This window comes from Cellulosimicrobium sp. EB106-03-01-XG111 (assembly GCF_058792115.1).
On record NZ_JBYTEQ010000006.1, the window covers coordinates 125,576 to 151,953 of the forward strand.

At 75.8% G+C, this 26,378-nt stretch carries 26 protein-coding genes; 16 read left to right on the plus strand and 10 right to left on the minus strand.

Going from position 1 to position 26,378, the window contains the following annotated elements:
• Positions 1-251: 251 nt before the first annotated feature.
• The 3 genes from AC3WT4_RS07650 to AC3WT4_RS07660 all read left to right on the plus strand — a co-directional run bounded on the left by AC3WT4_RS07650 (position 252) and on the right by AC3WT4_RS07660 (position 3,083).
• Positions 252-1,244 (plus strand): cation diffusion facilitator family transporter, encoded by a 993-nt coding sequence (locus AC3WT4_RS07650; RefSeq protein WP_083384965.1) that lies wholly within the window; start codon positions 252-254, stop codon positions 1,242-1,244.
• Between the two features lie 131 nt (positions 1,245-1,375).
• Positions 1,376-2,392, plus strand: a complete 1,017-nt coding sequence (locus AC3WT4_RS07655; RefSeq protein WP_492315158.1) for a CAP domain-containing protein — start codon at positions 1,376-1,378, stop codon at positions 2,390-2,392.
• A gap of 265 nt (positions 2,393-2,657) precedes the next feature.
• Positions 2,658-3,083, plus strand: a complete 426-nt coding sequence (locus AC3WT4_RS07660; RefSeq protein ID WP_257418642.1) for a DoxX family membrane protein — start codon at positions 2,658-2,660, stop codon at positions 3,081-3,083.
• A 30-nt stretch (positions 3,084-3,113) separates the two neighbouring features.
• On the opposite strand, the gene AC3WT4_RS07665 is transcribed toward AC3WT4_RS07660, so the two are convergent.
• The 3 genes from AC3WT4_RS07665 to AC3WT4_RS07675 form a co-directional block, all read right to left on the minus strand.
• Positions 3,114-3,692 carry a methylated-DNA--[protein]-cysteine S-methyltransferase gene (locus AC3WT4_RS07665; RefSeq protein WP_257418641.1) on the minus strand — a complete coding sequence of 193 codons (579 nt, stop codon included), beginning with the start codon at positions 3,690-3,692 and terminating at the stop codon, positions 3,114-3,116.
• Positions 3,689-5,287 (minus strand): AlkA N-terminal domain-containing protein, encoded by a 1,599-nt coding sequence (locus AC3WT4_RS07670; RefSeq protein WP_492315159.1) that lies wholly within the window; start codon positions 5,285-5,287, stop codon positions 3,689-3,691. The genes AC3WT4_RS07665 and AC3WT4_RS07670 overlap by 4 nt, the downstream gene beginning before the upstream one ends.
• 65 nt (positions 5,288-5,352) lie before the next feature.
• Positions 5,353-6,330, minus strand: coding sequence for an alpha/beta hydrolase (locus AC3WT4_RS07675; protein ID WP_492315160.1), 978 nt, complete (start codon positions 6,328-6,330; stop codon positions 5,353-5,355).
• 106 nt (positions 6,331-6,436) lie between these two features.
• On the opposite strand from AC3WT4_RS07675, the gene AC3WT4_RS07680 reads away from it, so the two are divergent.
• Positions 6,437-7,768, plus strand: coding sequence for an enoyl-CoA hydratase/isomerase family protein (locus AC3WT4_RS07680; protein WP_492315161.1), 1,332 nt, complete (start codon positions 6,437-6,439; stop codon positions 7,766-7,768).
• Between the two features lie 73 nt (positions 7,769-7,841).
• Here the strand turns inward: AC3WT4_RS07680 and AC3WT4_RS07685 are convergent, their stop codons facing one another.
• Positions 7,842-9,137: an LppM family (lipo)protein gene (locus AC3WT4_RS07685; protein WP_492315162.1), complete on the minus strand. Its 1,296-nt coding sequence runs from the start codon at positions 9,135-9,137 to the stop codon at positions 7,842-7,844.
• A gap of 294 nt (positions 9,138-9,431) precedes the next feature.
• Between AC3WT4_RS07685 and clpB the strand changes: the two genes are divergently transcribed.
• From clpB to AC3WT4_RS07735, 10 genes are all read left to right on the plus strand, one after another.
• On the plus strand, positions 9,432-12,053 hold the full coding sequence (gene clpB / locus AC3WT4_RS07690; protein WP_257417072.1) for an ATP-dependent chaperone ClpB: 2,622 nt from the start codon (positions 9,432-9,434) through the stop codon (positions 12,051-12,053).
• 428 nt (positions 12,054-12,481) lie between these two features.
• Positions 12,482-12,811 (plus strand): hypothetical protein, encoded by a 330-nt coding sequence (locus tag AC3WT4_RS07695; RefSeq protein WP_146177767.1) that lies wholly within the window; start codon positions 12,482-12,484, stop codon positions 12,809-12,811.
• Between the two features lie 25 nt (positions 12,812-12,836).
• Entirely contained in the window at positions 12,837-13,361 is a 525-nt protein-coding gene (locus tag AC3WT4_RS07700; protein WP_167405813.1) for a hypothetical protein, read from the plus strand.
• Positions 13,358-13,852, plus strand: a complete 495-nt coding sequence (locus AC3WT4_RS07705; protein WP_492315163.1) for a hypothetical protein — start codon at positions 13,358-13,360, stop codon at positions 13,850-13,852. The genes AC3WT4_RS07700 and AC3WT4_RS07705 overlap by 4 nt, the downstream gene beginning before the upstream one ends.
• A 48-nt stretch (positions 13,853-13,900) precedes the next feature.
• Positions 13,901-14,950, plus strand: coding sequence for a peptidoglycan-binding domain-containing protein (locus AC3WT4_RS07710; protein WP_492315164.1), 1,050 nt, complete (start codon positions 13,901-13,903; stop codon positions 14,948-14,950).
• The gene (locus tag AC3WT4_RS07715) at positions 14,947-15,648 is read left to right on the plus strand and encodes an ATP-binding cassette domain-containing protein (protein WP_492315165.1); all 702 of its coding nucleotides are present in this window, start codon (positions 14,947-14,949) and stop codon (positions 15,646-15,648) included. The genes AC3WT4_RS07710 and AC3WT4_RS07715 overlap by 4 nt, the downstream gene beginning before the upstream one ends.
• Positions 15,649-15,761: 113 nt before the next feature.
• Complete coding sequence (locus AC3WT4_RS07720) at positions 15,762-16,814, plus strand: hypothetical protein (protein WP_492315166.1); 1,053 nt, start codon at positions 15,762-15,764, stop codon at positions 16,812-16,814.
• Between the two features lie 101 nt (positions 16,815-16,915).
• On the plus strand, positions 16,916-17,899 hold the full coding sequence (locus tag AC3WT4_RS07725; protein ID WP_492315167.1) for a diacylglycerol/lipid kinase family protein: 984 nt from the start codon (positions 16,916-16,918) through the stop codon (positions 17,897-17,899).
• A gap of 70 nt (positions 17,900-17,969) precedes the next feature.
• Positions 17,970-18,356 carry a hypothetical protein gene (locus tag AC3WT4_RS07730; RefSeq protein ID WP_492315168.1) on the plus strand — a complete coding sequence of 129 codons (387 nt, stop codon included), beginning with the start codon at positions 17,970-17,972 and terminating at the stop codon, positions 18,354-18,356.
• 63 nt (positions 18,357-18,419) lie between these two features.
• Positions 18,420-19,217 (plus strand): YqjF family protein, encoded by a 798-nt coding sequence (locus AC3WT4_RS07735; protein WP_492315169.1) that lies wholly within the window; start codon positions 18,420-18,422, stop codon positions 19,215-19,217.
• Positions 19,218-19,219: 2 nt separating this feature from the next.
• Here the strand turns inward: AC3WT4_RS07735 and AC3WT4_RS07740 are convergent, their stop codons facing one another.
• The 4 genes from AC3WT4_RS07740 to AC3WT4_RS07755 all read right to left on the minus strand — a co-directional run bounded on the left by AC3WT4_RS07740 (position 19,220) and on the right by AC3WT4_RS07755 (position 22,935).
• A complete protein-coding gene (locus tag AC3WT4_RS07740; RefSeq protein ID WP_074805309.1) occupies positions 19,220-19,879 on the minus strand; it encodes a response regulator in 660 nt (219 codons plus the stop codon).
• On the minus strand, positions 19,876-21,183 hold the full coding sequence (locus tag AC3WT4_RS07745) for a sensor histidine kinase (protein WP_492315170.1): 1,308 nt from the start codon (positions 21,181-21,183) through the stop codon (positions 19,876-19,878). Before AC3WT4_RS07745 ends, AC3WT4_RS07740 begins: the two co-directional genes overlap by 4 nt.
• A 145-nt stretch (positions 21,184-21,328) precedes the next feature.
• Positions 21,329-22,222, minus strand: a complete 894-nt coding sequence (locus AC3WT4_RS07750) for a hypothetical protein (RefSeq protein ID WP_492315171.1) — start codon at positions 22,220-22,222, stop codon at positions 21,329-21,331.
• Positions 22,222-22,935: an ABC transporter ATP-binding protein gene (locus AC3WT4_RS07755; RefSeq protein ID WP_492315172.1), complete on the minus strand. Its 714-nt coding sequence runs from the start codon at positions 22,933-22,935 to the stop codon at positions 22,222-22,224. Before AC3WT4_RS07755 ends, AC3WT4_RS07750 begins: the two co-directional genes overlap by 1 nt.
• A gap of 292 nt (positions 22,936-23,227) precedes the next feature.
• On the opposite strand from AC3WT4_RS07755, the gene AC3WT4_RS07760 reads away from it, so the two are divergent.
• The gene (locus AC3WT4_RS07760) at positions 23,228-24,037 is read left to right on the plus strand and encodes a peptidoglycan-binding domain-containing protein (protein WP_108050952.1); all 810 of its coding nucleotides are present in this window, start codon (positions 23,228-23,230) and stop codon (positions 24,035-24,037) included.
• Between the two features lie 88 nt (positions 24,038-24,125).
• Positions 24,126-24,797 (plus strand): TetR/AcrR family transcriptional regulator, encoded by a 672-nt coding sequence (locus AC3WT4_RS07765; RefSeq protein WP_074805324.1) that lies wholly within the window; start codon positions 24,126-24,128, stop codon positions 24,795-24,797.
• 21 nt (positions 24,798-24,818) lie between these two features.
• On the opposite strand, the gene AC3WT4_RS07770 is transcribed toward AC3WT4_RS07765, so the two are convergent.
• Positions 24,819-25,652 carry a DUF4190 domain-containing protein gene (locus AC3WT4_RS07770; protein ID WP_492315173.1) on the minus strand — a complete coding sequence of 278 codons (834 nt, stop codon included), beginning with the start codon at positions 25,650-25,652 and terminating at the stop codon, positions 24,819-24,821.
• Positions 25,649-26,311: a DUF4190 domain-containing protein gene (locus tag AC3WT4_RS07775; protein ID WP_074805327.1), complete on the minus strand. Its 663-nt coding sequence runs from the start codon at positions 26,309-26,311 to the stop codon at positions 25,649-25,651. Before AC3WT4_RS07775 ends, AC3WT4_RS07770 begins: the two co-directional genes overlap by 4 nt.
• Positions 26,312-26,378: the final 67 nt, after the last annotated feature.

Genomic DNA, 26,378 nt, shown 5'->3' on the forward strand with positions numbered 1-26,378 from the left:
ACACGGACCGGCACGGCGAGCCGGGTGCGACCGGCGACGTCGAGCTCGCCGACACGAGCGACCCCGGACCGGACGGCGCGGGCGAGCCCGGGTCCGGCGGCGCGGGTCGTGCCGCCGGGGCGGAGGGCCCGGCGCGCTGACGTCGCCTCGCGGCGCGTGCGGTGCCGGACCTGGTGCCCGGCCTGCGCGCCCGGCCCGGGCGCGCCCGGCCTCCGCGCGCGGGTCGTGCACGCGGCTGGTAGACCGGCAGCATGCCCGACGCCCCCACGCCCGCCCCGCCGCAGCCGGAGTCGCGCAACCCGCGCGTCGCGCGACCGGAGGGCGGCGGCGACAGCACCGTCACCGTGATCGTCGCGTTCCTCGCGAACGCGCTCATCGCGGGCGCGAAGACGGTCGCCGCGACCGTCACCGGCTCGGCGTCGATGCTCGCGGAGGCGGTCCACTCGTGGGCGGACACGGGCAACGAGATCTTCCTCCTCGTCGCCGACCGGCGCTCGCGCCGCCCGGCGGACACCGAGCACCCCCTCGGGTTCGGCCGCGAGGCGTACGTCTGGTCGATGTTCGCGGCGATCGGGCTGTTCGCCGTCGGCGCGGGGGTGTCGATCACGCACGGCATCCAGGAGCTGGTGCACCCCGAGCCGGCGGACAACTACGTCGTCGCCTACGCGGTCCTCGCCCTGGCGTTCGTGCTCGAGGGCGTGTCGTTCCTGCGCGCGCGGCGGCAGGCGCGGGCCGAGGCGCGGGCGGCGGACCGCGACACCCTGCACCACGTGCTCGTCACGTCGGACCCGACGCTGCGCGCGGTCTACGCGGAGGACGCCGCCGCGCTGATCGGCCTCGTGGTGGCGTTCGCGGGCGTCCTGGCGCACCAGCTCACCGGGTCGCCCGTGCCCGACGCCGTCGGGTCGATCGTCGTCGGACTCGTCCTCGCGGTGGTGTCCGTGGTGCTCATCGATCGCAACCGGCGGTTCCTCGTCGGGGAGGCGGCGATGCCCGCGACGCGCGCCGCGGTGCTGACGGGGATCCGCGACCTGCCCGAGGTCGAGCGTGTCACGTACCTGCGGCTCGAGTACGTCGGGCCGCGCGCGCTGTACCTCGTGGCGAGCGTGGACCTGCGCGGGGACGAGTCGGAGACGTCCGTCGCCCGTCGGCTCGACGAGCTCGAGCGTCGGGTGACGTCCGTGCCGCTCATCGCGGGCGCGGTGTTCACGGTCTCCGCCCCGGAGGAGCCGTCGATCGTCTGACCTCGCGGTCGACCCGGCCGTCGATCTTGCCGTCGATCCGGCCCTCGATCCGGCCCTCGATCCGGCCGTCGACCGGGCGCAGAACGGACGAAGCGGTACACATCCGCGCGCCCGATGGGTAGGGTCGAGCGATGGTCTCGCAGCGCACGCCCCGGCACCGCTCGGCCGGGGCGGCGCCCGCGCCGTCTCCCGTGCCCCCGTCGTCCTCCGCGCCCGCACGACGGCGCGGCGGCCCGTTCGCCCGGCACCTGCGGTCCGGCCCGCGCGTCGCGGTGACGACGGGCGTCGTGGCCGCCCTGCTGCTGGGCCCGGCGCTCGGGCTCACGGCCGCCACGGTGACGGGCGAGGTCCGTCCCGAGCACGCGGGACCGTTCGGCCCCGTCGTCGCGGCGCTCCCGTGGCAGGGAACCTCTCCGCAGGAGTGGCTCGCGGGCCGGGACCCGCGCGACGACCGCGCGTCGCGCACCCTGGCCGACGCGCGCGACGACCTCCCCTCGGACGTCCCCACCGCGCCGGGAGCGCCCGGGGCCGACGACGCCCCCACCGGCTCCGAGACCTCGCCCGCGCCCGCGGCGGACGAGGCGCCTCCCGCCGACCCGGCGCCGACGGGCACCCCGGAGGACGTGCCGCTCGCGGGCGAGGCGGACCCCGCCGGCCCGGACGACGCCACCGCGACGGACCCGGCACCCGGCACCGCACCGGCGGACGCGGCGGCTCCTGCCGCCGGCACCACGACGGCCGCCGGAGCGGCCGCGCCGGGCGGAGCGGGTCCCGGGGCCATCACGGCGGAGGGCGCGGCGGTCGTCGAGCTGACGAACGCGGAGCGGGCCGCCGCCGGGTGCGAGCCGCTCGCCGTCGACGACCGGCTCACCGCTGCGGCGCAGCTCCACAGCGAGGACATGGACGCCCAGGGGTACATGGACCACACGAGCCTCGACGGCCGGTCGCCGTGGGACCGGGCCCACGCGCAGGGCTACCCGAACCCGGGCGCCGAGAACGTCGCGAAGGGCTACCGGACCGCGCAGGACGTCGTGCGCGGGTGGATGGACTCGCCCGGCCATCGCGCGAACATCCTCAACTGCGGTCTGCGGGAGATCGGCGTCGGGCACGCGAACGGGGCCTGGACGCAGGTCTTCGGCTGGGGCTGATCCCCGGCCCCTCTCGGCGGCGGGCGCGGCCCGTCCCCCGTCTCGCGGGAGCGGGCCTGCGCGCGGTGAATATCGCAGGTCCGCTATCTTATCGCCGGAAAGTGGAACGCTACTGCTCGACGAGGAGCTCAGAATGGCCCCCACCGGATCCACCGGACCCGCCGCACCGTCCCCGTCCACCCCCGCCCCCGCTGCGGAGGGGCCTCGGCGTGCTGCTGCCCGGCGGCTCCGCGAGGGTCTCTGCGAGCGCCTCGCCGACTGGTCCGTGCCGGCGCTGCGGGTCGCCCTCGGCCTCGTCTTCCTCGGCTTCGGGGTCCTCAAGTTCTTCCCGGGGGCGAGCCCGGCGGAGCACATCGTGCGCCGGACGGTCGAGGCGCTCACCTTCGGCCTGGTCGACGGCACCGCCGCGGTAGTCCTCACGGCGGTCGTCGAGACGGCGGTCGGGCTCGCGCTCCTCACCGGCCGCGCGCTGCGTGCCGGGCTCGTCGTGCTCGCCGTCACGCTCGCGGGGGTCCTCTCGCCGGTCGCGCTCTTCCCGGGCGACCTGTTCGGCGACGGCATGACCCTCATGGGCCAGTACGTGCTCAAGGACGTCGTGCTCGTCGCCGCCGCCGGGGTGGTGGCGGCGGCGACGCTCGGGGCCCGGTTCACGCTCGCGGCGGCGGAGCCGGCGCGCGCTCCGGCGGCGTGAGACCGGGCCGTCGGTCCGTCCTCGGCGGCCTCAGCGCACCGGCGCCGACGCGGTCGCCCGGGCCTCGCGGTCGAGGAGGCTGCGCTTGACGTCCAGGCCGTAGCGGAAGCCGCCGAGGCTGCCGTCCGTGCGCAGCACGCGGTGGCAGGGCACGAACAGGGCCGCCGCGTTCATCGCGCAGGCGCCCGCGGCGGCACGGACGGCGGCGGGCCGACCCGACAGCTCGGCGTACCGGGTGTAGGTCACCGGGTCACCGGGCTCGACCGTGCGCAGCACGTCCCACGCGTGCGCGCGGTAAGGTCCCGAGGCCTGTCGGACCGGCACGGCGTCGATCGCCCGCACGTCGCCCGCGTAGTAGGCCCGGACCGCAGCGACGGCGGTCGCGACGGCGGGGTCGTCGTCGGGCACCGGGGTCACCTCCGCGGGGCGCAGCCCGGGGTGCACGAGGGCGACGAGCGACGTGGCGTCGTCGGTCCAGCCGGACGCGAGGACCGCGCCGGCGGCGTCGACGACGACCGTGAACGGACCGTCGGGCGTGGTGAGCGTGGTGGTGACGGCCGGGCTCGTGCCTGCCGTCGCGGTGGTGGTGGGAGCGGGTGCGGTGGTCACGGGGTCTCCTTCGGAGGGGTCGGGGCAGGCGCGGAGGCGCGCCAGAGGTGCATCGCGGCGTACGAGCGCCACGGCGCCCAGCGCTCGGCGCGGGCGGCGAGCGCGCGGCGGTCGTCGGGCAGGCCGAGCGCGGCGGCACCCGCGCGGAGGGCGAGATCGCCGTCGAGCAGGACGTCGGGGTCGTGCAGCACGCGCATCGCCACGTACCCGGACGTCCACGGCCCGACGCCGGGCATCGCCTCGAGCGCCGTGCGCTGGGCCGCGGGGTCGTCGGCCGGGGAGAGGGCGAGCGACCCGTCGGCGAGCGCGTGCGCGACGCCGAGCACCGCCGCCGTGCGCCGGGCGGGGCCGCGCAGGTGGTCCGAGCCCCCGGCGGCGAGCTGCGCGGGCGTCGGGAACAGGCGCGTCGGGCCGAACCGCGACGCGAACGGCGTCCCGAGCGCGACGGCGAGCCGCGACAGGTGCGTCCGCGCGGCCGCGACCGAGATCTGCTGCCCGACGAGCGCGCGCACGAGGATCTCGGCGGCGTCCGCCGCCCCCGGGACGCGGATCCCCGGGACCGCATGGACCGACGCGGCGAGCGCCGGGTCCGCGGCGAGGGCCGCGTCGACGGCCGCGGGGTCGGCGTCGAGGTCGAACAGCCGCCGGACGCGCGCGATCGCCGCCGGGAGGTCGGCCACGGACGACAGCTCGAGCTCCACGTGGAAGCGCGGCGGGCGCCGTCGGGTCCCGGGCGGCGGCCCGTAGGTGGCCCGGAAGGCGCCCGGCCCGTGCGGCAGCGTGAGCGTGCGCGCGTAGGAGAGCAGCGGGCCGTCGAGGTCGACGACCTCGACCCCGTCCACGGCACGCGCCGCGAGGAACGCGAACACGCCGTGGGCGTCGAACGGCTCGCGCAGCGGGAGGGTCAGGTCGAGCACGCCGGTGGCGCCGCCGTCGTCCGCGGGGGACCCGGCGGTCTCGGCGCGCGAGCCGGGGTCGCCGGTCGACGTCGCCCGGTCGGGCCGGGCCCGACGGCGCAGCTCGCCCGGCGTCGTGTCGAAGACCTCGGCGATCGTGTCGTTGAACTGGCGCACGCTGCCGAAGCCGGCGGCGAACGCGACGTCGGCCAGCCGCAGGTCGGTCCCGGTGAGCAGGGCGCGCGCCGTCTGGGCGCGCAGCGCACGGGCGAGCGCGACCGGACCGGCGCCGAGCTCCGCGACGAGCACGCGGTGCACGTGCCGGGCCGAGTAGCCGAGGCGGGCGGCGAGGCCGTCGACGCCCTCGCGGTCCACGACGCCGTCCGCGACGAGCCGCATGGCCCGGGCGGACAGGTCGTGCCCGAGGTCCCAGCTCGGCGTGCCCGGCACCGCCTCCGGGAGGCAGCGCTTGCACGCGCGGTAGCCGGCCTCGTGGGCGGCGGCCGAGGTGAGGTAGAAGGTGACGTTCTCGGGCTTCGGGGTCCGCGCCGGGCACGACGGCCGGCAGTAGATGCCGGTGCTGCTCACGGCGGTGATGAACTGCCCGTCGAAGCGGCGGTCGCGCGACGCGATGGCGCGGTAGCGCTCGGCGAACACGGGGTCCGTGGTCGCCGGGGGCGTCGCGAGGGTCGTCGTCATGACTCGATCCTCACCCGCCGGACCACGCCCTGGCTAGCGGGATTCGGACATGGCGGTGGGCGGCGTCAGACCCGGGCGTCGAGCCAGTCGAGGACCTCGCGCAGGTACGTCGACCGGGCGGGCTCGGGGGAGAGCGCGAGGTCGTGCGCGCCGCCCTCGACCGTGACGACCGTGACGTCGTCGCCCAGCCGCTCGGCGCGCGACGTGATGTGCCGGACGTCGAGCACGCTGTCGGTCGTGAGCAGGGCGTCGTGCCAGCCCGACGCCGGGCCGCTGCGCGCGGACGCGAGCACGAGCACCGGGCAGTCGACGTGCAGCCCGCGCGCGACGCGGGCGTGGCCGCGGCGCACCGCCCGCAGGAACCCGGCGCGCACGGGGAACCCCTCGATCGGCTTCCACGCGAGGTCGAAGTCCCACTCGCCGCCGGTGCTCGCGTGCAGCGCCTCCGCCCAGTGCGGGTCGAGCCCGCCGACGACGAGCCGCGGAGCGACCCGCCCGACGACGTCGACCACCCACGTCACCGGGCCGCGGAACACCCACGGCTTGTTGAGGTCGAACCACGGGCTGTTGAGCACGAGCGCCGCGAGCCGCCCGGGCCGCGCGTCGGCCCACAGGCTCGCGAGGAGGCCCCCCGTCGAGTGCCCGAGCACCACGAGCCGGTCGTGGCCCTCGGCGCGCACCGCGCGCGCCGCCGCGTCGAGGTCCTGGGCGTAGACGGCGAGGTCGGTGACGAAGTTCGGGTCGTCGTCGGGCCGCGACGGCGCGCCGGTGCCGCGACCGATCGAGCGCCCGTAGCCGCGCAGGTCGACGGCGTAGAACCGGTACCCGCGCGCCTCGACCGCCTCCGCGACGTGCGTCTGGAAGAAGTAGTCGATGAACCCGTGCACGTACAGCACCGCGGGCCGGTCGCCCGCGGGCGCCGCGGCGTCGCGCCGCACCAGGGTCGCCACCGCGCCGTCCGGGAGGTCGAGGTCGCGCGCGACCCAGTCCCCGCCCAGCACGTCGGGCCGCCAGGTCCCGTCCGTCCGCGTCGCCTCGTCCACCGCCGCCTCCTCGCTGCTCCCGGCACCGCCGGCCCGACCCCTCTGCCGTGCCAGGGTCCCACGTCGTGCGCGCCCGCGGCCGCCGACGGGCGGTAGCGTGACGCGGATGACGAGCGAGATCCTCGCCCGCGTCGACGACGGCGTCGGGCACCTCACCCTGGACCGGCCCCGCGCGCTCAACGCGCTCGGGTACTCGATGCTCGGCGAGATCGCCGACGTGCTGGACGAGTGGCGCGTCGACCCGACCGTGCGGCTCGTGCTGCTCGACGGCGCGGGCGACCGCGGCCTGTGCGCGGGCGGCGACATCCGCGAGCTGCACGCGTCGGTCGTCGCCGGGCGGCAGGCCGACGCGCGCCGGTACTTCCGGCGCGAGTACGCGGTCGACGCGGCGCTCGCGGAGCTGCCCGTGCCCGTCGTGACGATCATGGACGGCATCACGATGGGCGGCGGCGTCGGCCTCGCGGCCCACGCGCCGGTCCGCGTCGTCACCGAGCGCTCGCGCGTCGCGATGCCCGAGACGCGGATCGGCTTCACGCCCGACGTCGGCGGGTCGTGGCTCCTCGCCCGCGCGCCCGGGCGGCTGGGGGAGATGCTCGCGCTGGGCGCGGTGACGATGGACGCCGCCGATGCGATCCACGCCGGGCTCGCCGACCACTACGTGCCGAGCGAACGGCTGCCCGTGCTCGGCGCGGACCTCGCCGCGCTCGCGAGCGCGGGCGTCGACCCGCTCGACGTCGAGGCCGTGCGCGACGTCGTGCGGCGGCACGCTCTCCCGACGCCGGTGTCCGGGCTCGTCGCGCGCCGGACCGCGATCGACGCCGCGTACGCGGCGGACACCGTGCCTCAGATCGTGGCGCGCCTGCGCGCGGCCGCCGCGGACGGCGACGAGCGCGCGGGTGCGGAGGCGGACGAGCTCGAACGGCTGTCGCCCACCGCGGTCACCGTCGCGCTCGCGGCCGTGCGGAGCGCTCGCGGCCTGCCCGACCTCCGCGCCGCGCTCGCCCAGGAGTACGGGCTCGTCTGCTGGTTCGTCGACACGCAGCCGGACCTCGTCGAGGGGATCCGCGCGCAGGTGGTCGACAAGGACCGCGACCCGTCGTGGCGCCCCGCGACGCTCGAGGAGGTCGATCCCGCGCTCGGCGCCGAGGCGCTCGCCTACGTGCCCGCGGAGGCGCTGTGGGACGACGCCCTCGGCCCGCGGCTCGCGCGTCGCGCGGTCGAGGCCGTCGTGCGCCGGTTCGGCGAGGGGGAGCCGACGCCCGACGAGCTCGCCGAGGCGCGCGACGACCTCGTCGTCGAGCTCGTGGAGCGGCACGAGGACGGGAGCATGGTCGTGCACCTCGCCGACACGTGCGGCGAGCACTTCCTCGACGGCTACTGGCCCGCCGTGCGGCTCGACGCCGTCGGCGAGGTCGTCGAGGTCACCGTCGAGTCCTGAGCGGTCCCGGACGCACGACGGCCCGCCCCGGTCTCCCGGGGCGGGCCGTCGTGTCGTGCGGGGTGCGGGCCGCTCAGTCGGTCGGCGGGCGCAGCCGTGTCGCGTCGTCGATCTCGTCGTCGGGACCGGCCTGCGCGCCCGGGCCGTCCTGGCCCGCACCCGGCTGCGGCGGGAGCGGCTGGGTCGGTGCCGGCGGCTGGTGCGGCGGCAGCGGCTGGGTCGCGCCCGGCGCGACGGGCGGCTGCGCGGGCAGCGGCGTCGTCGGGGACGACTGCGGGTGCGGCGCGCCGGGGGGTGCGAACGGCGCGGCGCCCGGGTAGCCGCCCTGCTGCGGCGGTGCCGGCGGCTGGCCGCCGTACGGGCCACCCTGCTGGCCCGGGCCGGACGGCGTCCCGTAGCCCTGCGGCTGGCCGGGCTGACCCGGGTACTGGCCCTGCTGGCCGGGGTGCGCGCCGGGCTGGCCGTACTGGCCCGGGTACTGGCCCTGAGCGGGGTACTGGCCCTGCTGGCCGGGCTGGCCCGGGTAGGGCTGGCCGGGGTGCTGGCCCGGCTGGCCGGGCTGGCCCGGGTACTGCCCCGGGGCGCCGTAGACGCCCTGCTGGCCGGGCTGGCCCGGCTGGCCGGGGTACCCGCCCTGCGAGAAGCCGGTGCTCTGGCCGTCCTGCGTGCCGGGCTTGGAGCGCAGCACGAGCCACAGCACGAGGCCGATGATGCCGAGCAGCACGAGGCCGCCGACCAGGAACCAGATCCACGCCGACGAGCCGGACGCGTCGGAGCTGTCGGCGTCGGGCGCGGTCGCGCCGTCGTCGCTCCCCTCGTCCGTGCCCTCGTCGGAGCCCGAGCCCGAGCCCGCGGAGCCGCCGGGCAGGGCCGAGCCGCGCGCCGTCATCTCGTTGGCCTCGCCGACCACCGGGGTCCACGTCACGGTGTTGCCGTCGACCTCGCCGTTGGACTCCGCCACCTCGCCGGGGAACGTGATGGCGATCTTGATGTCGAGACCCTCCATCATCTGCCGCGACATCTCGTCGGCCGCCGCGTCACCCGTGTCCGGGTTGAACTCCTCGCCCGTCATGTCCATCGAGCCGCTCACGACGTAGTCGTCGCCCTCGCGGGTGACGGAGATCGAGTCGGCGGCGCCGGTGTCGAGCTGCGCGATCGGCTGGTCGGCGTAGGTGATCTTGGTGCCGGTGTAGCCGTCCTGCGCGTAGGGCTCCTGCGTCGCGCCCTCCGGCATCTCGGACTCCATCTCGGAGCCCATCTGGTCCCAGAGCTCCTGGGGGTCCGACCCCATCGACTTGGCGACCTCGTCGGAGAACGCCATGACGACGCTGCCGTCGAACGTGTCGTCCTCGTTGAGGGTGATGGCCATGTCCATCCTCATGCACCCCGTGAGGAACAGTGCGAGGGTGGCGAGGAGGGCACCGAGGCCGAGTCGTCTGCGCAAGGGTGAGGAGTTCACCCGCCCAGCATGTCGCGGATCGTCGCCCGGGGCGAGGGTCGATGCCGTTTTGAGACGGAATGCGGCCGGACTTCATCCGCTCCGGGGGCGCGGAGTACGGACGGAGGCCGCACGGGGGTGCCGATCGAAGTTGAGCGGAATACACTCAACTTAGGAGTCGTTCCACTGGTCAGACCATCATTTCGAGCATCACACGGAGCACCTATGGAAACGAAGTTCACCACGATGTCGCAGCAGGCGATCGGCGAGGCGATCCAGACCGCGTCGGCCGCCGGTAACCCCCAGCTCGAGCCGACCCACCTCCTGGCCGCGCTGCTCACGCAGGAGGGCGGCGTCGCCGTCGGGCTCCTCGACGCCGTCGGCGCGGACAAGCAGGCCGTCGGGCAGAAGGTGCGCGCGGCGCTCGTCGCGCTGCCCACCGCGAGCGGCTCGGCCGTCGCGCAGCCGACGCCGTCGCGCGCCACGTCCGCGGCGCTCGACGCCGCCGCGAAGGAGGCCCAGGCGCTCGGCGACGAGTACGTCTCGACGGAGCACCTGCTCCTCGGGATCGCGGCCGGGTCGTCGCAGGCCGCGACGATCCTCCAGCAGGCCGGCGCCACGGCGGAAGCCCTGCGCTCGGCGCTGCCTGCCGTCCGGGGCAGCGCGCGCGTGACGAGCCCCAACCCCGAGGGCACGTACAAGGCGCTCGAGCAGTACGGGACCGACCTCACGGCGCGCGCCGCCGAGGGCAAGCTCGACCCCGTCATCGGGCGCGACTCCGAGATCCGGCGCGTCGTGCAGGTGCTCAGCCGCCGCACCAAGAACAACCCGGTGCTCATCGGCGAGCCGGGCGTCGGCAAGACGGCCGTCGTCGAGGGCCTCGCGCAGCGGATCGTCGCGGGCGACGTCCCGACGTCGCTCCAGGGCAAGCGGCTCGTGTCGCTCGACCTCGCGAGCATGGTCGCGGGCGCGAAGTACCGCGGCGAGTTCGAGGAGCGCCTCAAGGCCGTCCTGGAGGAGATCAAGTCCTCCGACGGCGAGGTCGTCACGTTCATCGACGAGCTGCACACGGTCGTCGGGGCGGGCGCGGGCGGCGAGGGCGCCATGGACGCGGGCAACATGCTCAAGCCGATGCTCGCGCGCGGCGAGCTGCGCCTCGTCGGCGCGACCACGCTCGACGAGTACCGCGAGTACATCGAGAAGGACCCCGCGCTCGAGCGCCGGTTCCAGCAGGTGTTCGTCGGGGAGCCCTCCGTCGAGGACACGGTCGCGATCCTGCGCGGCCTCAAGGAGCGGTACGAGGCGCACCACAAGGTGACGATCGCCGACTCGGCGCTCGTCGCGGCGGCGTCGCTCTCCGACCGCTACATCACCGGCCGCCAGCTCCCGGACAAGGCGATCGACCTCGTCGACGAGGCGGCGTCGCGGCTGCGCATGGAGCTCGACTCCTCGCCGATCGAGATCGACGAGCTCCAACGCGCCGTCACGCGCCTCGAGATGGAGGAGGTCGTGCTCTCCGAGTCGACGGACCCCGCGTCGCTCGAACGGCTCGAGAAGCTGCGCGCCGACCTCGCGGACCGTCGTGAGGAGCTCGCCGCGCTCACCGCGCGGTGGGAGGCCGAGAAGGCGGGCCACAACCGCGTGGGTGACCTGCGCGCCAAGCTCGACGAGCTGCGCGTCCAGGTCGAGCGCGCGATCCGCGAGGGCGACCTCGAGACCGCGGGCCGGCTGCAGTACGGCGAGATCCCGCAGGTCCAGCGCGAGCTCGACGAGGCCGAGGCGGCCGAGCAGGCCGACGACGCGTTCGCCGCGTCCGGCCCCGAGGCCGCGCCGATGATCGCGGACAAGGTCGGCGCCGACGAGATCGCGGAGGTCGTGTCCGCGTGGACGGGCATCCCCGCCGGCCGCATGCTCCAGGGCGAGAGCGAGAAGCTCCTGCACATGGAGGAGGTCATCGGCGAGCGCCTCATCGGCCAGCAGGCCGCCGTCCGCTCGGTGTCCGACGCCGTCCGCCGCTCGCGCGCGGGCGTCGCCGACCCGGACCGGCCCACGGGCTCGTTCCTCTTCCTCGGCCCCACGGGCGTCGGCAAGACGGAGCTCGCGAAGTCGCTCGCCGACTTCCTCTTCGACGACGAGCGCGCCATGGTGCGCATCGACATGTCCGAGTACTCCGAGAAGCACTCGGTCGCCCGGCTCGTCGGCGCGCCCCCGGGGTACGTCGGCTACGAGGAGGGCGGCCAGCTCACCGAGGCCGTCCGGCGTCGGCCGTACTCGGTCGTGCTGCTCGACGAGGTCGAGAAGGCGCACCCCGAGGTCTTCGACATCCTGCTGCAGGTGCTCGACGACGGCCGTCTCACCGACGGCCAGGGCCGCACGGTCGACTTCCGCAACGTCATCCTCGTGCTGACGTCGAACCTCGGCTCGCAGTTCCTCGTGGACCCGATGCTCGACGACGCGGAGAAGCGCGAGGCCGTCATGAGCACGGTGCGGGCGTCCTTCAAGCCCGAGTTCCTCAACCGGCTCGACGACGTCATCGTGTTCGAGCCGCTGACGATCGAGGAGCTCGGTCGGATCGTCGACATCCAGGTCGCCGCGCTCGGCCGGCGCCTCGCGGACCGGCGCATCACGCTCGACGTGACGACGGCCGCCCGCGAGTGGCTCGCGCTCGAGGGCTTCGACCCGGCGTACGGGGCGCGCCCGCTGCGCCGCCTCGTGCAGCGCGAGATCGGCGACCGCCTCGCGCGGATGCTGCTCTCGGGCGACGTCGCTGACGGTGACGTCGTCCGGGTCGACCGCGACCCCGAGGGTCAGGGCCTGACCCTCGGCACGGAGATCCTCACGGCCTGACGTCCCGCTCGGCTGACCCCGCGCCACGTGCCGTCGTCGAACGGTCGGCACGTGGCCCGGGGCGTGGTCGGGCCGTGTCTGCCCTGCGGCCCGGGCCGCGGTTTCGAGGGTCTTGAGGAGCGGGTGCGGCCGGGTGCCCGGGATGACCGTCCGGAACTTCGCCTCAGACCGCCGTCGGGACGCAGCTGCACCGCGGTTCGCGCGTTCGCTAAGGCAGCAGTCCGTCACGACGATCACTCTGCGGACACGCTCGTCGATTGGCGGAGACGCGGTCCGCGGAGTCGCTCTGTCTCGTGCGACGTTGCGGAGGAACGTGGCCGCGACGATTTTTGTTACCACCTCAGATTTAGACCTTGCGGCACCCGTACGACTGTGCGATCCTCATGCCAGCCGCTCAGGGGGGGGGCGGCAAGACAGGGGAAATCGCGATGAAGCGAAGATTGATCTCAACCATTGCGGCGTCAGCTTTCGTGATCGGGACGGTCGTGACAGTTCCTGTCACAGCCGCGGCGACACCCGGGATCAACGGCTGCCACTTCCAGATCTACGACTGGGCGACGTACACCGAGTCCTTTCGCGGAAACTGCGGACTGACACGGGCGCGGTTCGACTACCGCACCACCAACGGTGCGGTGTTCCAGGACATCGCCTACTGGCACACATGGTCCGAGACGAGTCACTACCCGTCGTCCTGGAGGGTTGCGAACTACGGTCAGGTGTGGGACCGCAACCAGACCAGCGGGTGGAAGGTTCCGTGATCGTATGACGGTGCCGAGACGATGGTTGTCGACCGTCGTCGTTGCGGTTGCTCTCCTGTCTGGCTGTTCTCAGAATGCCGGGCAGGAGAGCCCGTACGCAGCCGAGTTCGATGCTGCATACGAGGCATCGACGTCCGATTTTGAACGGGGCGTGCTGCGCGACGGAACCATCTCGGACGCGGAGATGGTCGAGGCTCGGAGCCGACTCGTCGCGTGCTTGGAAGACCGTGGCGTCCCGGTGGAAGCTCTTGGTGACCGGTATCGGCTCGGACCGTTCGAGGACGAGGCGGAGTCCCGAGGCGCGGATTCGGTCCTCGCAGAGTGCGAGACGGGGACGACCGCGCTCATCGAGCCTCTCTATGCGGCTGTCCTCGGGAACCCTCAGGACGAGGACGTGAACACCGCCGCCGCGGAGTGCATGGTCCGGCATGGCGTGCGAGGGGCCGACTACTCGGCCGACGACATCGTCAGGGAGATTGATGAGGGGGCTTTCGACGGGCTTGAGCCGGATGCGTGGGAAGTTCGCTGCATGAGGAATCCGGATTCGTGAGAAGAGGTGCCCGCCGTGCCGCGGTATCGCTGCTCGTCGCGTGTGCCGTCGCGTCCGGGGGCGCGTGCACGGCTCGTCCGGCGGTTCCTCCCCTGACGCCCGAGGAGAGCCGTGAGCTCGAGGACGCCGCAGATGTTCGGACGGTCGATCTGCCCGAGGGCTTTGCCTCGGACGGGGTCGTCCGAGATCGGGTGCTCGACGAGGCGCTCAACGATGTCCCGATCGGTTTCTCCCGTGAGTGGGGGCAGGCCTTGGAGAGGCCCGTGTTCGTCGTCTATGAGTTTGTGGGCTCGTGCGGGGGCGTGCCGGAACGCGGATGGACCTATGTCTTCGACGCCGACTCGGAACCGGAGTGCATTGTCGAGCCGACGCCCGACGAAGCACTCGGGAAGGTCGTGGACCTTGCCGATCGCTCGGTCGGCTCGCGTGGTCCCGTCGTCGTGGTGATGGACCGCGACCGCTCGCTGGTCGTCGATCTCGCGAAGGACTGATCCAGGCAGGGAACCTCTCGGAGTGTCTGGGTTCGAAGGAATGCAGGGGTGATCACGGTGAGCAAGAGTGACGGGCCCGGCGTCGCGGTGGCCACGATCATGCTGGGCGTGGCGACGCTTCTTGCGGCTGGCGTGGCCGCAGGTGTGGTCCTGGCGCCGGAGCGTGTCCCGCACAGCGTACGGTCACCGGAGGCGGTGGCTACTGCGCCGGTGTCGTCGCAGGTGTTCGACGACGCACGGCGGGTCAAGGTGACGCCGCAGGTCGCGCAGGAGTCACCGCTGTCGTTGGCGGACTCGGGGCGGGTGACGGCGTCGTCGTGCGTGCCGGGCGGGGTGATCGAGTCGGGGTCGAGCCCCGCGACGATCGACGACCGGCCGGTGCTGGCGCTGGCGACGTCGGTCCCGCTGTGGCGCGACCTCGCCCCGGGCGCGAAGGGTGATGATGTGCATGCGCTCCAGGCCGAGCTTGCGCGGATCGGGTTCCCTGTTCGTGCGGACGCGGAGTACGGGAACGCGACGAAGACGGCGGTGACGCGCCTGTTCAGGGATGCGGGAGTCGCGAAGCCGTCGGGTGACCTTCCGGCGGCGTCCGTGCTGTGGTTGCCGGCGCCGTCGGTGGCGGTGAAGGAGTGCGGGGCGCCGTTGGGCGCGGTCGCGGGCGACGAGCCGTTCGTGACCGTTGCGGGCGCGCTGTCGTCGTTGCGGCTCGCTGACTCGGCTACGGACGGCGCCCCGGGTGCGCGGGTGGTGCGGTACGGAGAGCTGACCGCACCGGTGGGCGAGGGGGGCGTGGTGACGGACCCGACGTTCCTGGAGGAGGTGCAACGCGGCCCGGAGCTCGTGGCGTGGCAGCGCTCGGAGGGCTCGGAGCCGGTGATGCTGGAGTATGTGCTGGCCGAACCGCTGGACGTGGCGGTGGTGCCCCCAGGTGCGCTGTTCGCGCTGTCGGGTACCTCGGGGTGCGTGGTGGGAGACGGTGTGGCCCGGCCGGTGACGGTGGTGTCGTCGTCCCTAGGGCAGACGTTGGTGACGTTCGACGGTGCGGCGCCGTCCGTCGTCGACCTCACGCCGCAGCAAGGGCAGTCGTCGTGCGCATGAGGCCGCGCAGAGCGAGGCAGGCGAGCGCCCTCACGGGAGCGCCGGGAGCCAAGTACGTGCAGACGTTCGGGTTGTCTCACGCGTTCGACGGCACGGGCACCCTGTTCGCGGGCTTGAACATGCTGCTGCGACCAGGGGAGGTCGTGGGGCTGGTCGGGCCGTCGGGCTCGGGCAAGTCCACGCTGCTCAGCCTGCTCGCGGGTTGGGTGACGCCTCGGGCGGGCACGATCGAACGGGTCGGGGTCGACCACACGGGATGGGTGTTCCAGAATCCGCACGGCGTGGCGAGGCGGGCGGCCCTGGACCATGTGGTGCTGCCGCTGCTGGCGCGGGGGGCACGACGCCGCGACGCGGAGACCGAGGCGCTGGAAGTCCTGGACCGGTTCGCGCTCGTACCGGTCGCGAGGCGGCCGTTCCGGGCGCTGTCGGGCGGGGAGGCGCAGCGGCTCATGCTCGCGCGTGCGGTCGCGATCGCTCCGGACCTGCTGCTCGTTGACGAGCCGACCGCGCAGCTCGACCTCGCGACCTCCGCGACAGTGAACGATGTCATCGCGGGGATCGCGCAGCAGTCCTCGATCGTCGTCGTCGCGACGCACGACCCGCACACGCGCGACGCGTGCACCCGCATCGTGGACCTCGCGGACTACCAGGAGGAGGCGTTCAGCCTCGCGGGGCAACGGGCCCGAGGCGCGCGGTGACCGTGACCCCGCCCAGAGCGACGGCAGCGCGCACGACCCTGCCTGGCTCCCCGCCCGCCGGGCAACACGACGAGACCCCGCCGCGTCGTCGTCGGTCGATGCGGGCCGGGTCGGTGATCTCCGAGGCATGGCGCGACGTCCTGACCGGCACGACGCGCGCGGCGACGTACGCCGTCGTCCTGCTGCTCGCCGTCGGCGTGCTCGCCGCCGTGGATGTGCGTGCGGTGGTCGACGTCGTGCGCGGCGCGCAGGACTTCCGCGACGCCGGCGCGAGCGTGCAGGTGCTCGAGTCGCCCGAGCACGTGGACGCGGCGCGGTGCGAGGCGCTGACCCAGATCACCGGGGTGCGCGCCGCCGGTGCGCTGCGTGCGGGCGAGCCGGCGCGCGCTCTCAACCTCCCGGGGTCAGAGCTCTCCACCTTCGAGATCACTCCCGGCCTGGCGCGCGTGCTCGACCCGTCGGCCACGACCGCCTCCGGCGTGTGGCTGGCGAGCGATCTCGCGGAGGCGCTCGGCATCCGCGCCGACGACAAGGTCGCGACCACTACGGGGACGGCCGTCGTCGCGGGCGTCTACCCCTACCCCGACGACGGGCGGGCCCGCACCCTCGGCTACACCCTGCTCACCCCGGTACCGGCAACCGGGCCCTTCGACGCGTGCTGGGCCGAGATCTGGCCCGCCGACGCGACTACGGCCACCTACCTACGCACCGCTCTCGTGCCCGACCCGTCCGGTGAGACCAAGCCCACCCAGGGCCAGCTCAACGCTCGTCTCGGCGGCAACTACGACGCGCCGGCCCTGCTCGCCGAGCGCCTGACCCGGCACGCCCCGGTCGCCGCGCTCGTCGTCGGGATCGCCTTGGGTTACACCGCGATCCGCTCCCGTCGACTCGAGCTCGCCGCCGCCCTGCACGCCCGCGTCCCACGACCCGCGCTCGCCTGGAAGGCCCTGCTCGAGACGCTCGCCTGGGCACTCGCCGCCACCACGGTCGCGGCCACCGCGCTGTGGTGGGTCGCCGCCTGGGGCAACCCCGACTCCGGCATCGAGACCTGGGCCACCGGCGCTCGGTCCCTGGCCACCGGAGCGGTCGGTGCCCTCCTCGGTGCCCAGACCGCAGTGCTCACCACGCGAGAGAAGCACCTCTTCCGCTACTTCAAGGAGCGTTAGGCCGCCGCGGCCCGGCCCCACCACCCGCCGCGCCCCTTTCGTCTTCGAGCTGATCGGCCGGAGCCCGGGCGGGCAGCGCGCCGCCGGGACATACTCGGTCCGTGCCGACCGACGAGACGACCACATCCGCGACCACCTCCCCGCAGCGGCGGCCCGACGACGTCCCGCGCCGCTCCGCGGTCATCGTCAACCCGAACCGTGTCGAAGGGCTGGACGCGCTGCGCGAGCTCATCGTCACGCGCCTCACGGACGCCGGGTGGCCCGAGCCCGCATGGCTCGAGACGACGGCCGAGGACCCGGGGACGGGGCAGGCGCGCCAGGCCGTCGAGGACGGCGCCGAGGTGGTGTTCGTGAGCGGCGGCGACGGCACGGTCCGCGCCGTCGTCGAGGGGCTCGCGGGCACCGACGCCGCGCTGGCGATCCTGCCGGGCGGCACGGGGAACCTGCTCGCGGTGAACCTCGGTGTCCCGTCGGACGCCGAGGAGGGCATCCGGCTCGTGCTGCGCGGCGGCCGGCGCACCATCGACGTCGGGGTGGCCGACGGCCAGACGTTCGCGATCATGGCCGGCATGGGCCTCGACGCCGCGATGATGCAGGACGCGCCGACGGCGCTCAAGGCCCGCGCCGGGTCGGTCGCGTACGTCTTCTCCGCGCTCAAGCACCTGGCCGACGACGAGATGCACGTCGAGGTCACCGTCGACGGGCGCACGCGCCGGCGCCGCGCGCGCACCGTCGTGGTCGGGAACGTCGGGCGGCTCCAGGCGGGGACGAACCTCCTCCCGGACGCCGAGCCCGACAACGGCCGGCTCGAGGTCGCGATCATCGCGCCGCGCAACGTGCGGCACTGGTTCCAGCTCCTGTGGGGCGTGGTGCGCGGCAAGAGCCGGGTGCCGAGCCGCGAGGTCGTGCGGGGGCGCGACGTCTCCGTCGTGTCCGACCGGCCGCAGCCCCGTCAGCTCGACGGCGACGTCATCGAGCCGGACGAGCGCCTCGACATCAGCGTGCGGCCCCGGGCCCTGCACGTGTGCGTCTACCACCCGGAGGAGTCCCAGGACCTCCGGCGCGGCGCGCCGGGCCACCGCTGAGCGCCGGTTCCGGCGGCGCGGCCCCCGGACGGCCCTGTCGCCGGTGCCGCTCCTCGGGCACGATGTGCGCATGAGCGCTCCCCAGCCCGGGCCCGAGACGTGGTCGCCGACCGCCGCGTACGGCACCTCGTCTCCCGTCCCCGCGCGCCGGTCCCCGCTGGCGGTCACGGCGTTCGTCTCCGGTGTCGTCACCGTGCTCGTCGGTGGGCTGGCGTCGCTGGCGCTCCCGCTCGTGCTGTCGTCCGGGTACGACCCCACGGCGGTGGGGCTGCTCCAGTTCGCGCGCGGCACGCTGACGGGCCTGCTCGCGCTCGTCGCGACCGTCACGGGCACTGTCGCGCTCGTGCGGCGTCAGCCGGGCACCGGGCTCGCGGCGGCCGGTACGGCGCTCGGCGCGTCGGCCCTGTTCGGCCTCGTGAGCGGGCTCGTCCAGGGTGCGCTGTACCAGGTGTTCTGACCGGCGCGCCGACCGGTCCGCCGACCTCGTGCGAGGGTGCGCCCGGGGGCGCACCGTAGGGCCATGTCCCCACGACCGCCCGAGCGTCCGGGCGTGCGCGCACCCGGCGCGTCGCCGCTCGGGCGGCCACGAGTCGTGGTGAACGCCCAGCGCTGGGAGGCCCTGACGTTCCTGCACTGGCCCGTCGACCCGGCCGTCGTGCAGGGCTGGCTCCCGCCCGGCCTCACCGTGCAGCACGTGGACGGGACGACGTGGCTCGGGGTGGTCCCGTTCCGGATGGCGGGCGTCCGCGTCCCGCCGCTGCCCGCCCTGGGCGCGTGGTCGACGTTCCCCGAGCTCAACGTCCGCGTGTACGTGCGCGACCGCGCGGGCGCCGAGGGCGTGTGGTTCCTCGGTCTGTGGGCGACGTCGCGCGCGTTCGTCGCCGCGACGCGCGCGGCGGGCGTCCCGTACCACCCGGCCCGCGCGGCGGTGCACGCACGCGACGACCGGGCGGGGCCGCCGTCGGCGGTGCGCTACCGGTTCCGCTCCGCGGGCCGCGGACCTCTGCCCGTGCCGCACGAGCACGCGGGCCTGCGCGGTCTCTCCCTGCACGCCGAGGTGCGCTCCCACGAGGAGGTGGACGCGGCGTCGGGCCTCGTGCGGTGGCTCACGGCGCGGTGGTCCGCGTACGGCGTGCGGGCCGGGCGGCTGTGGCGCTTCCCCGTGGTGCACGAGCCGTGGACCCTGCGGCGCGGCACGCTCGACGCCCTCGACACCGACCTGCTCGACCTCCTCGGGCTGCCGCCCGCGGACCCGCCGCTCGTGCACGTCGCCGCGCCGGTGCACGCGCGGTTCGGCCTCCCGCGGCCCGTGCGCTGAGGTCAGGCCGAGGGGTCCACGATCCCGTGCCGGAACGCCCACACGACGAGCTGCACGCGGTCGCGCGCGCCCGTCTTCGTCATGGCCCGGCTGAGGTGGGACTTCACGGTGCTCGGCTCGAGGAAGAGCGCCGTCGCGATCTCCGCGTTCGACGACCCCCGGCACAGCAGCGCCACGATGTCGAGCTCGCGGGGCGTGAGGAGCGCGGCCGCGTCGTCGTCCCGCGACACCGGGGCACGACGGCGCGCGAACTCGCCGAGCACGCGCCGGGTGAGCGACTGGTCCACGAGGCCGTCGCCCGACGCGACGCGCCGGACGGCGTCCACGAGCACCTCCGGCTCGGCGTCCTTGAGCAGGAACCCGCTCGCCCCGGCCTCCAGCGCCCCGAACACGTAGTCGTCGAGGTCGAACGTGCTCACCACGAGCACCGGCACCGGGTCCGCGACGTCGGGCCCGGCGAGCGCGCGCGTCGCCGTGATGCCGTCGCCGCCGGGCATGCGCACGTCCATGCACACGACGTCGGGGCGTTCGCGGCGCGCGACCCGGACGGCGTCCGCGCCGTTCGACGCCTCGCCCACGACCTCCAGGCCCTCGCTCTCGAGGATGACGGTGAACCCGGCGCGGACGACCGCCTGGTCGTCCACCAGCACGACGCGTGTCACGAGGCCTCCTGGGCGGGGGTGCGGGGGTCGCGCGCGGGGGCGCGGGGGACGGTCAGCCGGACGAGCCACGCGCCGTCGGGCGTGCGCCGTGCGTCGAGCGTGCCGCCGAGCACGGCGGCGCGCTCGCGCATCCCCACGAGGCCGTGGCCCGGGCGGGCGTCCTGCGGGGGAGCGGTGCGACCGGCGGGGTTGCGCGCGGTGACGACGACGGCCGTCGGGCTCCACGCGAGCCGCACCGCGACCGGCCTTCCGGGCGCGTGCCGCCGCGCGTTGGCCAGCGCCTCCTGCAGCACGCGGTACACGGCGATCTGGGCGGTCGGTGCGGGCTCCCAGGGCTCGCCCTCGGTCTCGACGGTGACCGTCGTGCCCGCGGCGCGCGCCGTCTCGAGGAGCGCGGGGAGGTCGGCGAGCGTGGGCTGCGGGGCCTCGCGCGCGTCGCCCTCGTCGTCGCGGCCGCGCAGGATGCCGACCACGAGGCGCAGGTCGTCGAGCGTCTCGCGACCCTGCGACCGGATCCAGCGGACCGACTCCTTGGCGCGCTCCGGGTCGGCGTCGACGAGCCGTTCCGCCGCGGACGCCTGCACGACGATGCCCGAGAGGTGGTGCGCCGCGACGTCGTGCAGCTCGCGGGCCATGCGGGCGCGCTCCTCGAGCACGGCCTGCGCGGCGAGCGCCTCGCGCTCGCGCTCGGCGCGCACCACGCGGTCGCGCAGCTCGGCGACGAGCTCGCGCCGCGTCGCGACGTACGAGCCGACGAGCGCCGCGCCCACGAACGTGAGCACCGCCGAGAGGAGGGCACCCCCCACCTGGAGGGTGTGCTGCGCGGGCCCGGCCCCGGCGGGGACGCCGAACCCGCCGAGCGCGAAGACGAGCAGGACCTGCGCGACCGCCGCGAGCGCCGGCGCCCCGAGCCGCGCGCGGCGGGGGGCGTAGGCCCCGGCGGAGTAGGCGGCGACGAGCGTCGCCGGGGCCTGGAACCCGACGTAGGGGGGCAGGAGGGCGGTGATCGCGACCTGCGCGACGACCGTCAGCGCGAGGCAGACGAGCGGTGCCCGACGGCGGAGCACGAGCGCCGCGGCCTGACCGACGACGAGCGCGAGCACGGCTGCGCGCACGCCCGGGCTGATCACGCTCTCGCCCGGTCCCGCACCGAACGTGGCCTCGACCTCCGTCGCGAGGACGCGTTCGATGCCGAGGAACAGCGCGACCGTCGCGAGGGCGACGACACCGGCCAGCACGGCGTCGCGGCCGGTGTCGGTGCGGACGCCCGCCCGGTCGAGCGCGCGGCGCAGGGTCTCGGTCACGGTCCTCCTCCAACGGGCGACGGGTGCGGGGACGGGGTGCGCCGTCGGGCCCGCCCACCCTACGGGGCGGGCGGGCCGACGGCGCCGCGCGGCTCCCGGGCTGTGGACGACCGGGTCGTCGCGCCGAGAGCCGGACGGGCTGTGGTCAGACGAGGTCGCGTCGCCGCAGGCTGACGGCGCCCCCGCCGAGCAGGAGCGCGGCCCACGCCGCGAGCCCGGCGAGAGCGGCGAGCGCTCCGAGCGGTGCCGCGCCGCCGAGGAGCGTCGCGGCGGACCCGCCGGTCGACGCGAGCGCACCCAGCCCGAGCGGGAGCCACTCGGCCGCGGCCGAGTCGCCGCCGGACAGGAGCGTCACCGCGCCGCGGACGATCGGCTCGGCGAGCGCGAGCGCCGCGACCGTGACGACGCCCGCCACCTGGCCGCGCACGAGCGTCCCGATGCCGAGCCCGAGCCACGCGAGCAGGACGAGCACCGCGAGCCCGCGGGCCCAGACGCCGAGGACGCCGCCGGGGCCGAGCGCGAGGCCCGCTCCCGGCGTCGTGACGATCGCGACGAGCAGCCCCAGGGCGCCCAGTAGGGCGAGGACGACGCCGACGCCGAGCGCGACGGTCGCGGTCGCGCCCGCCTTCGCGCCGAGGATGCGCAGGCGCGACGGCTGGACGAGCGCCGTGGGCACGATGCCGCCCGTGCGGAAGTCGGTCGTCACGGCGAGCACGCCGAGCAGGAGCATGCACACGGTCGCGACGCCGACGGACCCGGAGCCGCCGAGACCGGTGCCGAGCAGGTCGAGCATCGAGCGCTGGAACGCGGGCTGCGAGACGTCGGCGAGCGCGCCGAGGTCCGGCGCGAGCTCGGCCACCATCTCGGGCGGGGCCTGGAGCCCGACGGTCGTGCCGCCGCCGACCGCGTCGGCGCTGCGCAGGATCGTGGGGAGCAGCAGGGTGAAGGCCTGGACGACGAGCATCCCGGCGACGGCGACGGCCGCGACGACCCACGTCGCGCGGGTCGTGCGGAGCTTGAGCATCTCGGCGCGGTACATCAGCGCACCCCTTCGGTCGTGGCGGTCAGGTCGAGGTAGAAGTCCTCCAGGGACTCCCCGCGCAGCAGCTCGTCGAGCGGTCCCTCGGCGACGACGCGCCCCTGCCCGACGACGACGAGGTCGTCCGCGACCTGGCGCACCTCGGACAGCACGTGGCTCGCGAGGAGCACGGTGCCGCCGTCGTCGGCGAAGGCGCGGACGAGGTCGCGCAGCCAGCGCATCCCGGCGGGGTCGAGACCGTTGGCGGGCTCGTCGAGGACGAGGACCTCCGGGTCGCCGAGCAGCGCGGCCGCGATCCCGACGCGCTGCCGCATCCCCAGCGAGTACGTCCGCACGCGGCGGTCGGCGGCGGGGGTCATGCCGACGAGCGCGAGCACCTCGTCGACGCGCCGCGCCGGGATCCGGCCGGCGGAGGCGAGCACGCGCAGGTGGTCGCGCCCCGTCCGCCCCGGGTGCAGGCCGCCCGCGTCGAGCAGCGCGCCGACGGTGCGGGCCGGGTGCGTCAGGTCCGCGAACGCGCGGCCGTCGAACGTCGCGGTGCCCGCGGTCGCCGCCGCGAGCCCGAGCAGGACGTGGAGCGTGGTCGTCTTGCCGGCGCCGTTCGGGCCGAGCAGCCCGACGACGCGGCCCGGCGCGGCGGTGAACTTCACGTCGTGCACGGCGTCGAACGCCCCGTACGCCTTGCGCAGCCCGGAGACGTGGATGGTGGTCATGCCGGTCCCTCCCTCGTGCGTCCCGCACGGGCCTCCCGTGCGGTGCCCCACCAGGCTGTCGCGCGGGCCCCCGCCGGGTCTTGCGGCGCAGGGCGGAACCTGCGTTGCGACCTCCGTCGGAGGCGCGGCGCCGCCCCGCTGGACCGGGGGAGCCGTGGCGGGTATCGCCGCAGGTGAGGGCGTCGGGCGTGACACACGAGCCGGGATGGGGCAGGGTGGACGTCCACCCGACCGCCCCGGCGGGCAGCGTGTCGCGCCGTCCGCCCCCTCGACAGCCCCGGAAGGAGGCGACGTGCGCCGACGCCACGACCGGTCCGGACCCGCCGAGCGGGACCGCACCGCCCCCGTCCAGCGGCCTGCGCGCCGCACCGCCACGCCGTGGGTCACGGTCGCTGCCGGCGCGGGCGCGGTGACGCTCGTCGTCGCCGTCGCGGGCATGGTCGGTGCCGCGACGGGCGGTGGCGAGGCGGTCGTCGTCGGCGGGGTCTCCGCCGAGGGCGGCGCGAACGGCGAGGACACGGTCCCCGCGGTCACGCCGCGCCCCGACACCCCGCGCCCCGAGGTGACCCGCATCCCCCCGCCGGACGCGTCGGACGAGACGTCCGGCGACACGGGCTCGACGCCGGCCCCGCGCCCGTCCGCGAGCGGCAGCGGGGAGCAGGGCGCGCCCGGCGCACCCTCGCCCTCCGCCGAGCCCGCGCCCGGTCCCACCGCGTCCGAGCCGACCCCGGCACCGACCGCGCCCACCCCCACGCCCTCCCCGACGACCGACCCGGGCACGGCGTCCGTGTCCTGGGTCCAGGAGCGGCTGCGGGTGCACGGTGCCGACGTCGCCGTCACGGGGACGATGGACGACGCGACGCGCACCGCGCTGCGAGCGTTCCAGAAGGCGCACGGCCTCGCCCCTGACGGCACGGTCACCGCGGCGACCGCCGAGGCCCTGCGTGCCGCGCCGCCCGAGGTCGAGGAGCCGACCGAGCCCGGCACGCCGCCCCCGACCGAGCCCGCGCCGACGCCCTCCACCGACCGGCCGTCGGCCGCGGTGCCCGGGCCGTCGTCGAGCACCGACGAGCCCGCCCCGACGCTCGCCCCCGCGTCCTGAACCGCGCCCGCCCGGGCGCGGGCACCCCGCGGGGCCGCAGCGCGGTCGGTAGGGTGTGCCCTCGTCGGACGACGGACGGAGCAGTGCCATGACGAGCGCGGCCATCGGCGCCGGGCAGGACCGCGCGGGCTCCCGCCGCGCCACGGCGCCCGACCCCGCCCGCGGGTACGCCAAGGGGCGGGCCAAGCGCGAGGAGATCCTCCAGGCGGCCGTCGTGCTCTTCGGCGAGGTCGGCTTCCACGCCGCGTCCCTGCGCGAGCTCGCGTCCCGCGTGGGCATGTCCCACCCCGGGCTGCTTCACCACTTCCCGACGAAGGCGGCGCTCCTCGAGGCGGTGCTCGACCACCGGGAGACCGTCGACCGCGCCGACCTCGAGGAGGACCTCGCGCGGGGGACCGACTTCTTCGACGCGCTCGTGCGGCTCGTCGAGCGCAACGCGCTGCGCCGGCCGATCGTCGAGCTGTTCACGGCGCTCGCGGCCGAGGCGACGTCGCCCGACCACCCGGCGCACGCGTACTTCGTCGAGCGCTACGAGTCCACGGTCGCGCGCATCGGCGAGCAGCTCTCCCGGCGCGCCCGGGAGGGCGGCCTGCGCGACGGCGTCGAGCCGGACGTCGCGGCCCGCCAGCTCGTCGCGCTCATGGACGGCCTCCAGGTCCAGTGGCTGCTGTCCCTCGACCGCCCGCGGCCCGAGCGCGTCGACATGGCCGCCGACCTGCGCGCGTACCTGCGCCTCGTGCTGTCCGACGCCGCGCGCTGACGGCGCGCGGGGTCGACGTCGTCAGCCGATCAGGTCGCCCGGGAGCGGGGCCTCGCTGCTCGCCAGGCACAGCCCGGTGCGGTCGCCGTCGCGCCAGGACGCCTCGGTCGGTGCCCACACCACGAGCCGCACGCCCTCCGGAGCGTCCGGACCCAGGGCGTCGGGCGTGCACACGCGCGCGACGCGGCGGTCCACGGCGTCCTGGCCGGGCCACACCTCGTCCGCGCCGAGGTCGGTGCGGCCGACGACCTGCGCGTGGTGCTCGTCCGCGCACGGGACGGCGCGCACGCGCGACACCTCGCCGTCGGGCGGCAGCTCGTCGAGGCACGTGCCGAGCACGAGCTGCACGGCGCTCACCATGCGCGGTGCGTCCACGTCGCCCGCGAGGGGCGTGCGTGCCTGCTCGCCCTGCCACCACGCGATCCCGCCCGCCACCCACGCGAGCGTGGCGACCGCGCCGAGCACCGTCCCGGCGACCGCGAGTCCGCGCCCGCGGGTGCCGCGCGAGCGGATGCGTGACAGGGCGGCGGCCCCGAGGCCCACGCCGACCGGCCCGAGCACGACCCCCGCCGGCACGCTCGCCACGGCGAGCGGCTCGACGCGGGGCGCCGCGGGCTGCCACCCGGGCGCGTAGTACGTGTCCGGGGCGAAGCCCGGCCGGTCGTCGGGCCCGGGCGGCGGCACGGGCGCCTGCGCACCGGACGGGCCGTGCGGCGTCCGGCGCGGGGGCGCCTCGGCGTCCGCGCCACGGGGCCCCGAGGCCACGGGCACCCCGGCGGGAGGCGGGACGGGCGGGCGTCCCGCAGGCCCGGACGTGCTGCCGCCGGGCGGGGCGAAGAGGTCGTCGTCGCTCACGGTGCCGAGTCCCCGAGCGTCCCGGCGAGGACCACGAGCATCGCGAACGCCGTGCCGACGGCGCCGACGACGATCCCGGTCACGGCGAACCCGCGCCCGCGCGTGCCGTCGCGCATCACCTGGTTGAGCGCCACGATGCCCAGCACGAGGCCGACGAGGCCGGGGAAGCCCGCGCAGAGCACGAGGCTCGCGATCGACACGATCATCGAGGCGAGCGCGAGCCCGTTCGTCCGCGGCGGGGGCGCGTAGGGCGCGCCGTACGGCGGCGGGTAGCCGCCGTAGCCGGGTGCCGGGTACGCCGCGGGCCCGGGTGGCGCCGCGTACCCGGGCGCCGCGCCGTACGACGGCGTCGCTCCGGGGGCGTAGGGGGAGCCGGGGCCGTAGGGCGAGCCCGGCCCGGCGGGCGCGGCCGGTCCGCCGTAGGGGGCGCCGACGCCCGGCGCGCTCCCGTACCCGCCCCCGACGCCCGGCGTGCTCCCGTACCCGCCCCCGCCTCCGGCACCCGACGGTGCCACGAACCCGCCGTCGTCCGGCGCGGAGGGGGCGTCGTCGGTCGGGGGGTGGTACGGCGTGAGCGGGGGCTGGTGCGGCCGCCGGGGGGCGTACGGGTCGGCGGGCTCGTCGGGAGACCCGTACGGAGGGACGGGTGGCGTCGTCATGGACACACCGTAGCGAGGGGACGCGCCCCACCCGGCCCCGGACCCGCGGCGCGGACCCGGGCCCGAG

What these genes read in the sequence shown, in the direction of transcription:
- AC3WT4_RS07695 (WP_146177767.1), top strand. Translation starts at nt 12,482, where the DNA reads ATGAAGCGAAGATTGATCTCAACCATTGCGGCGTCAGCTTTCGTGATC.
- AC3WT4_RS07655 (WP_492315158.1), top strand. Translation starts at nt 1,376, where the DNA reads ATGGTCTCGCAGCGCACGCCCCGGCACCGCTCGGCCGGGGCGGCGCCC.
- AC3WT4_RS07680 (WP_492315161.1), top strand. Translation starts at nt 6,437, where the DNA reads ATGACGAGCGAGATCCTCGCCCGCGTCGACGACGGCGTCGGGCACCTC.
- AC3WT4_RS07755 (WP_492315172.1), bottom strand. Translation starts at nt 22,935, where the DNA reads ATGACCACCATCCACGTCTCCGGGCTGCGCAAGGCGTACGGGGCGTTC.
- AC3WT4_RS07670 (WP_492315159.1), bottom strand. Translation starts at nt 5,287, where the DNA reads ATGACGACGACCCTCGCGACGCCCCCGGCGACCACGGACCCCGTGTTC.
- AC3WT4_RS07715 (WP_492315165.1), top strand. Translation starts at nt 14,947, where the DNA reads ATGAGGCCGCGCAGAGCGAGGCAGGCGAGCGCCCTCACGGGAGCGCCG.
- AC3WT4_RS07735 (WP_492315169.1), top strand. Translation starts at nt 18,420, where the DNA reads ATGTCCCCACGACCGCCCGAGCGTCCGGGCGTGCGCGCACCCGGCGCG.
- AC3WT4_RS07775 (WP_074805327.1), bottom strand. Translation starts at nt 26,311, where the DNA reads ATGACGACGCCACCCGTCCCTCCGTACGGGTCTCCCGACGAGCCCGCC.
- clpB (WP_257417072.1), top strand. Translation starts at nt 9,432, where the DNA reads ATGGAAACGAAGTTCACCACGATGTCGCAGCAGGCGATCGGCGAGGCG.
- AC3WT4_RS07750 (WP_492315171.1), bottom strand. Translation starts at nt 22,222, where the DNA reads ATGTACCGCGCCGAGATGCTCAAGCTCCGCACGACCCGCGCGACGTGG.
- AC3WT4_RS07730 (WP_492315168.1), top strand. Translation starts at nt 17,970, where the DNA reads ATGAGCGCTCCCCAGCCCGGGCCCGAGACGTGGTCGCCGACCGCCGCG.
- AC3WT4_RS07685 (WP_492315162.1), bottom strand. Translation starts at nt 9,137, where the DNA reads ATGGCCATCACCCTCAACGAGGACGACACGTTCGACGGCAGCGTCGTC.
- AC3WT4_RS07650 (WP_083384965.1), top strand. Translation starts at nt 252, where the DNA reads ATGCCCGACGCCCCCACGCCCGCCCCGCCGCAGCCGGAGTCGCGCAAC.
- AC3WT4_RS07765 (WP_074805324.1), top strand. Translation starts at nt 24,126, where the DNA reads ATGACGAGCGCGGCCATCGGCGCCGGGCAGGACCGCGCGGGCTCCCGC.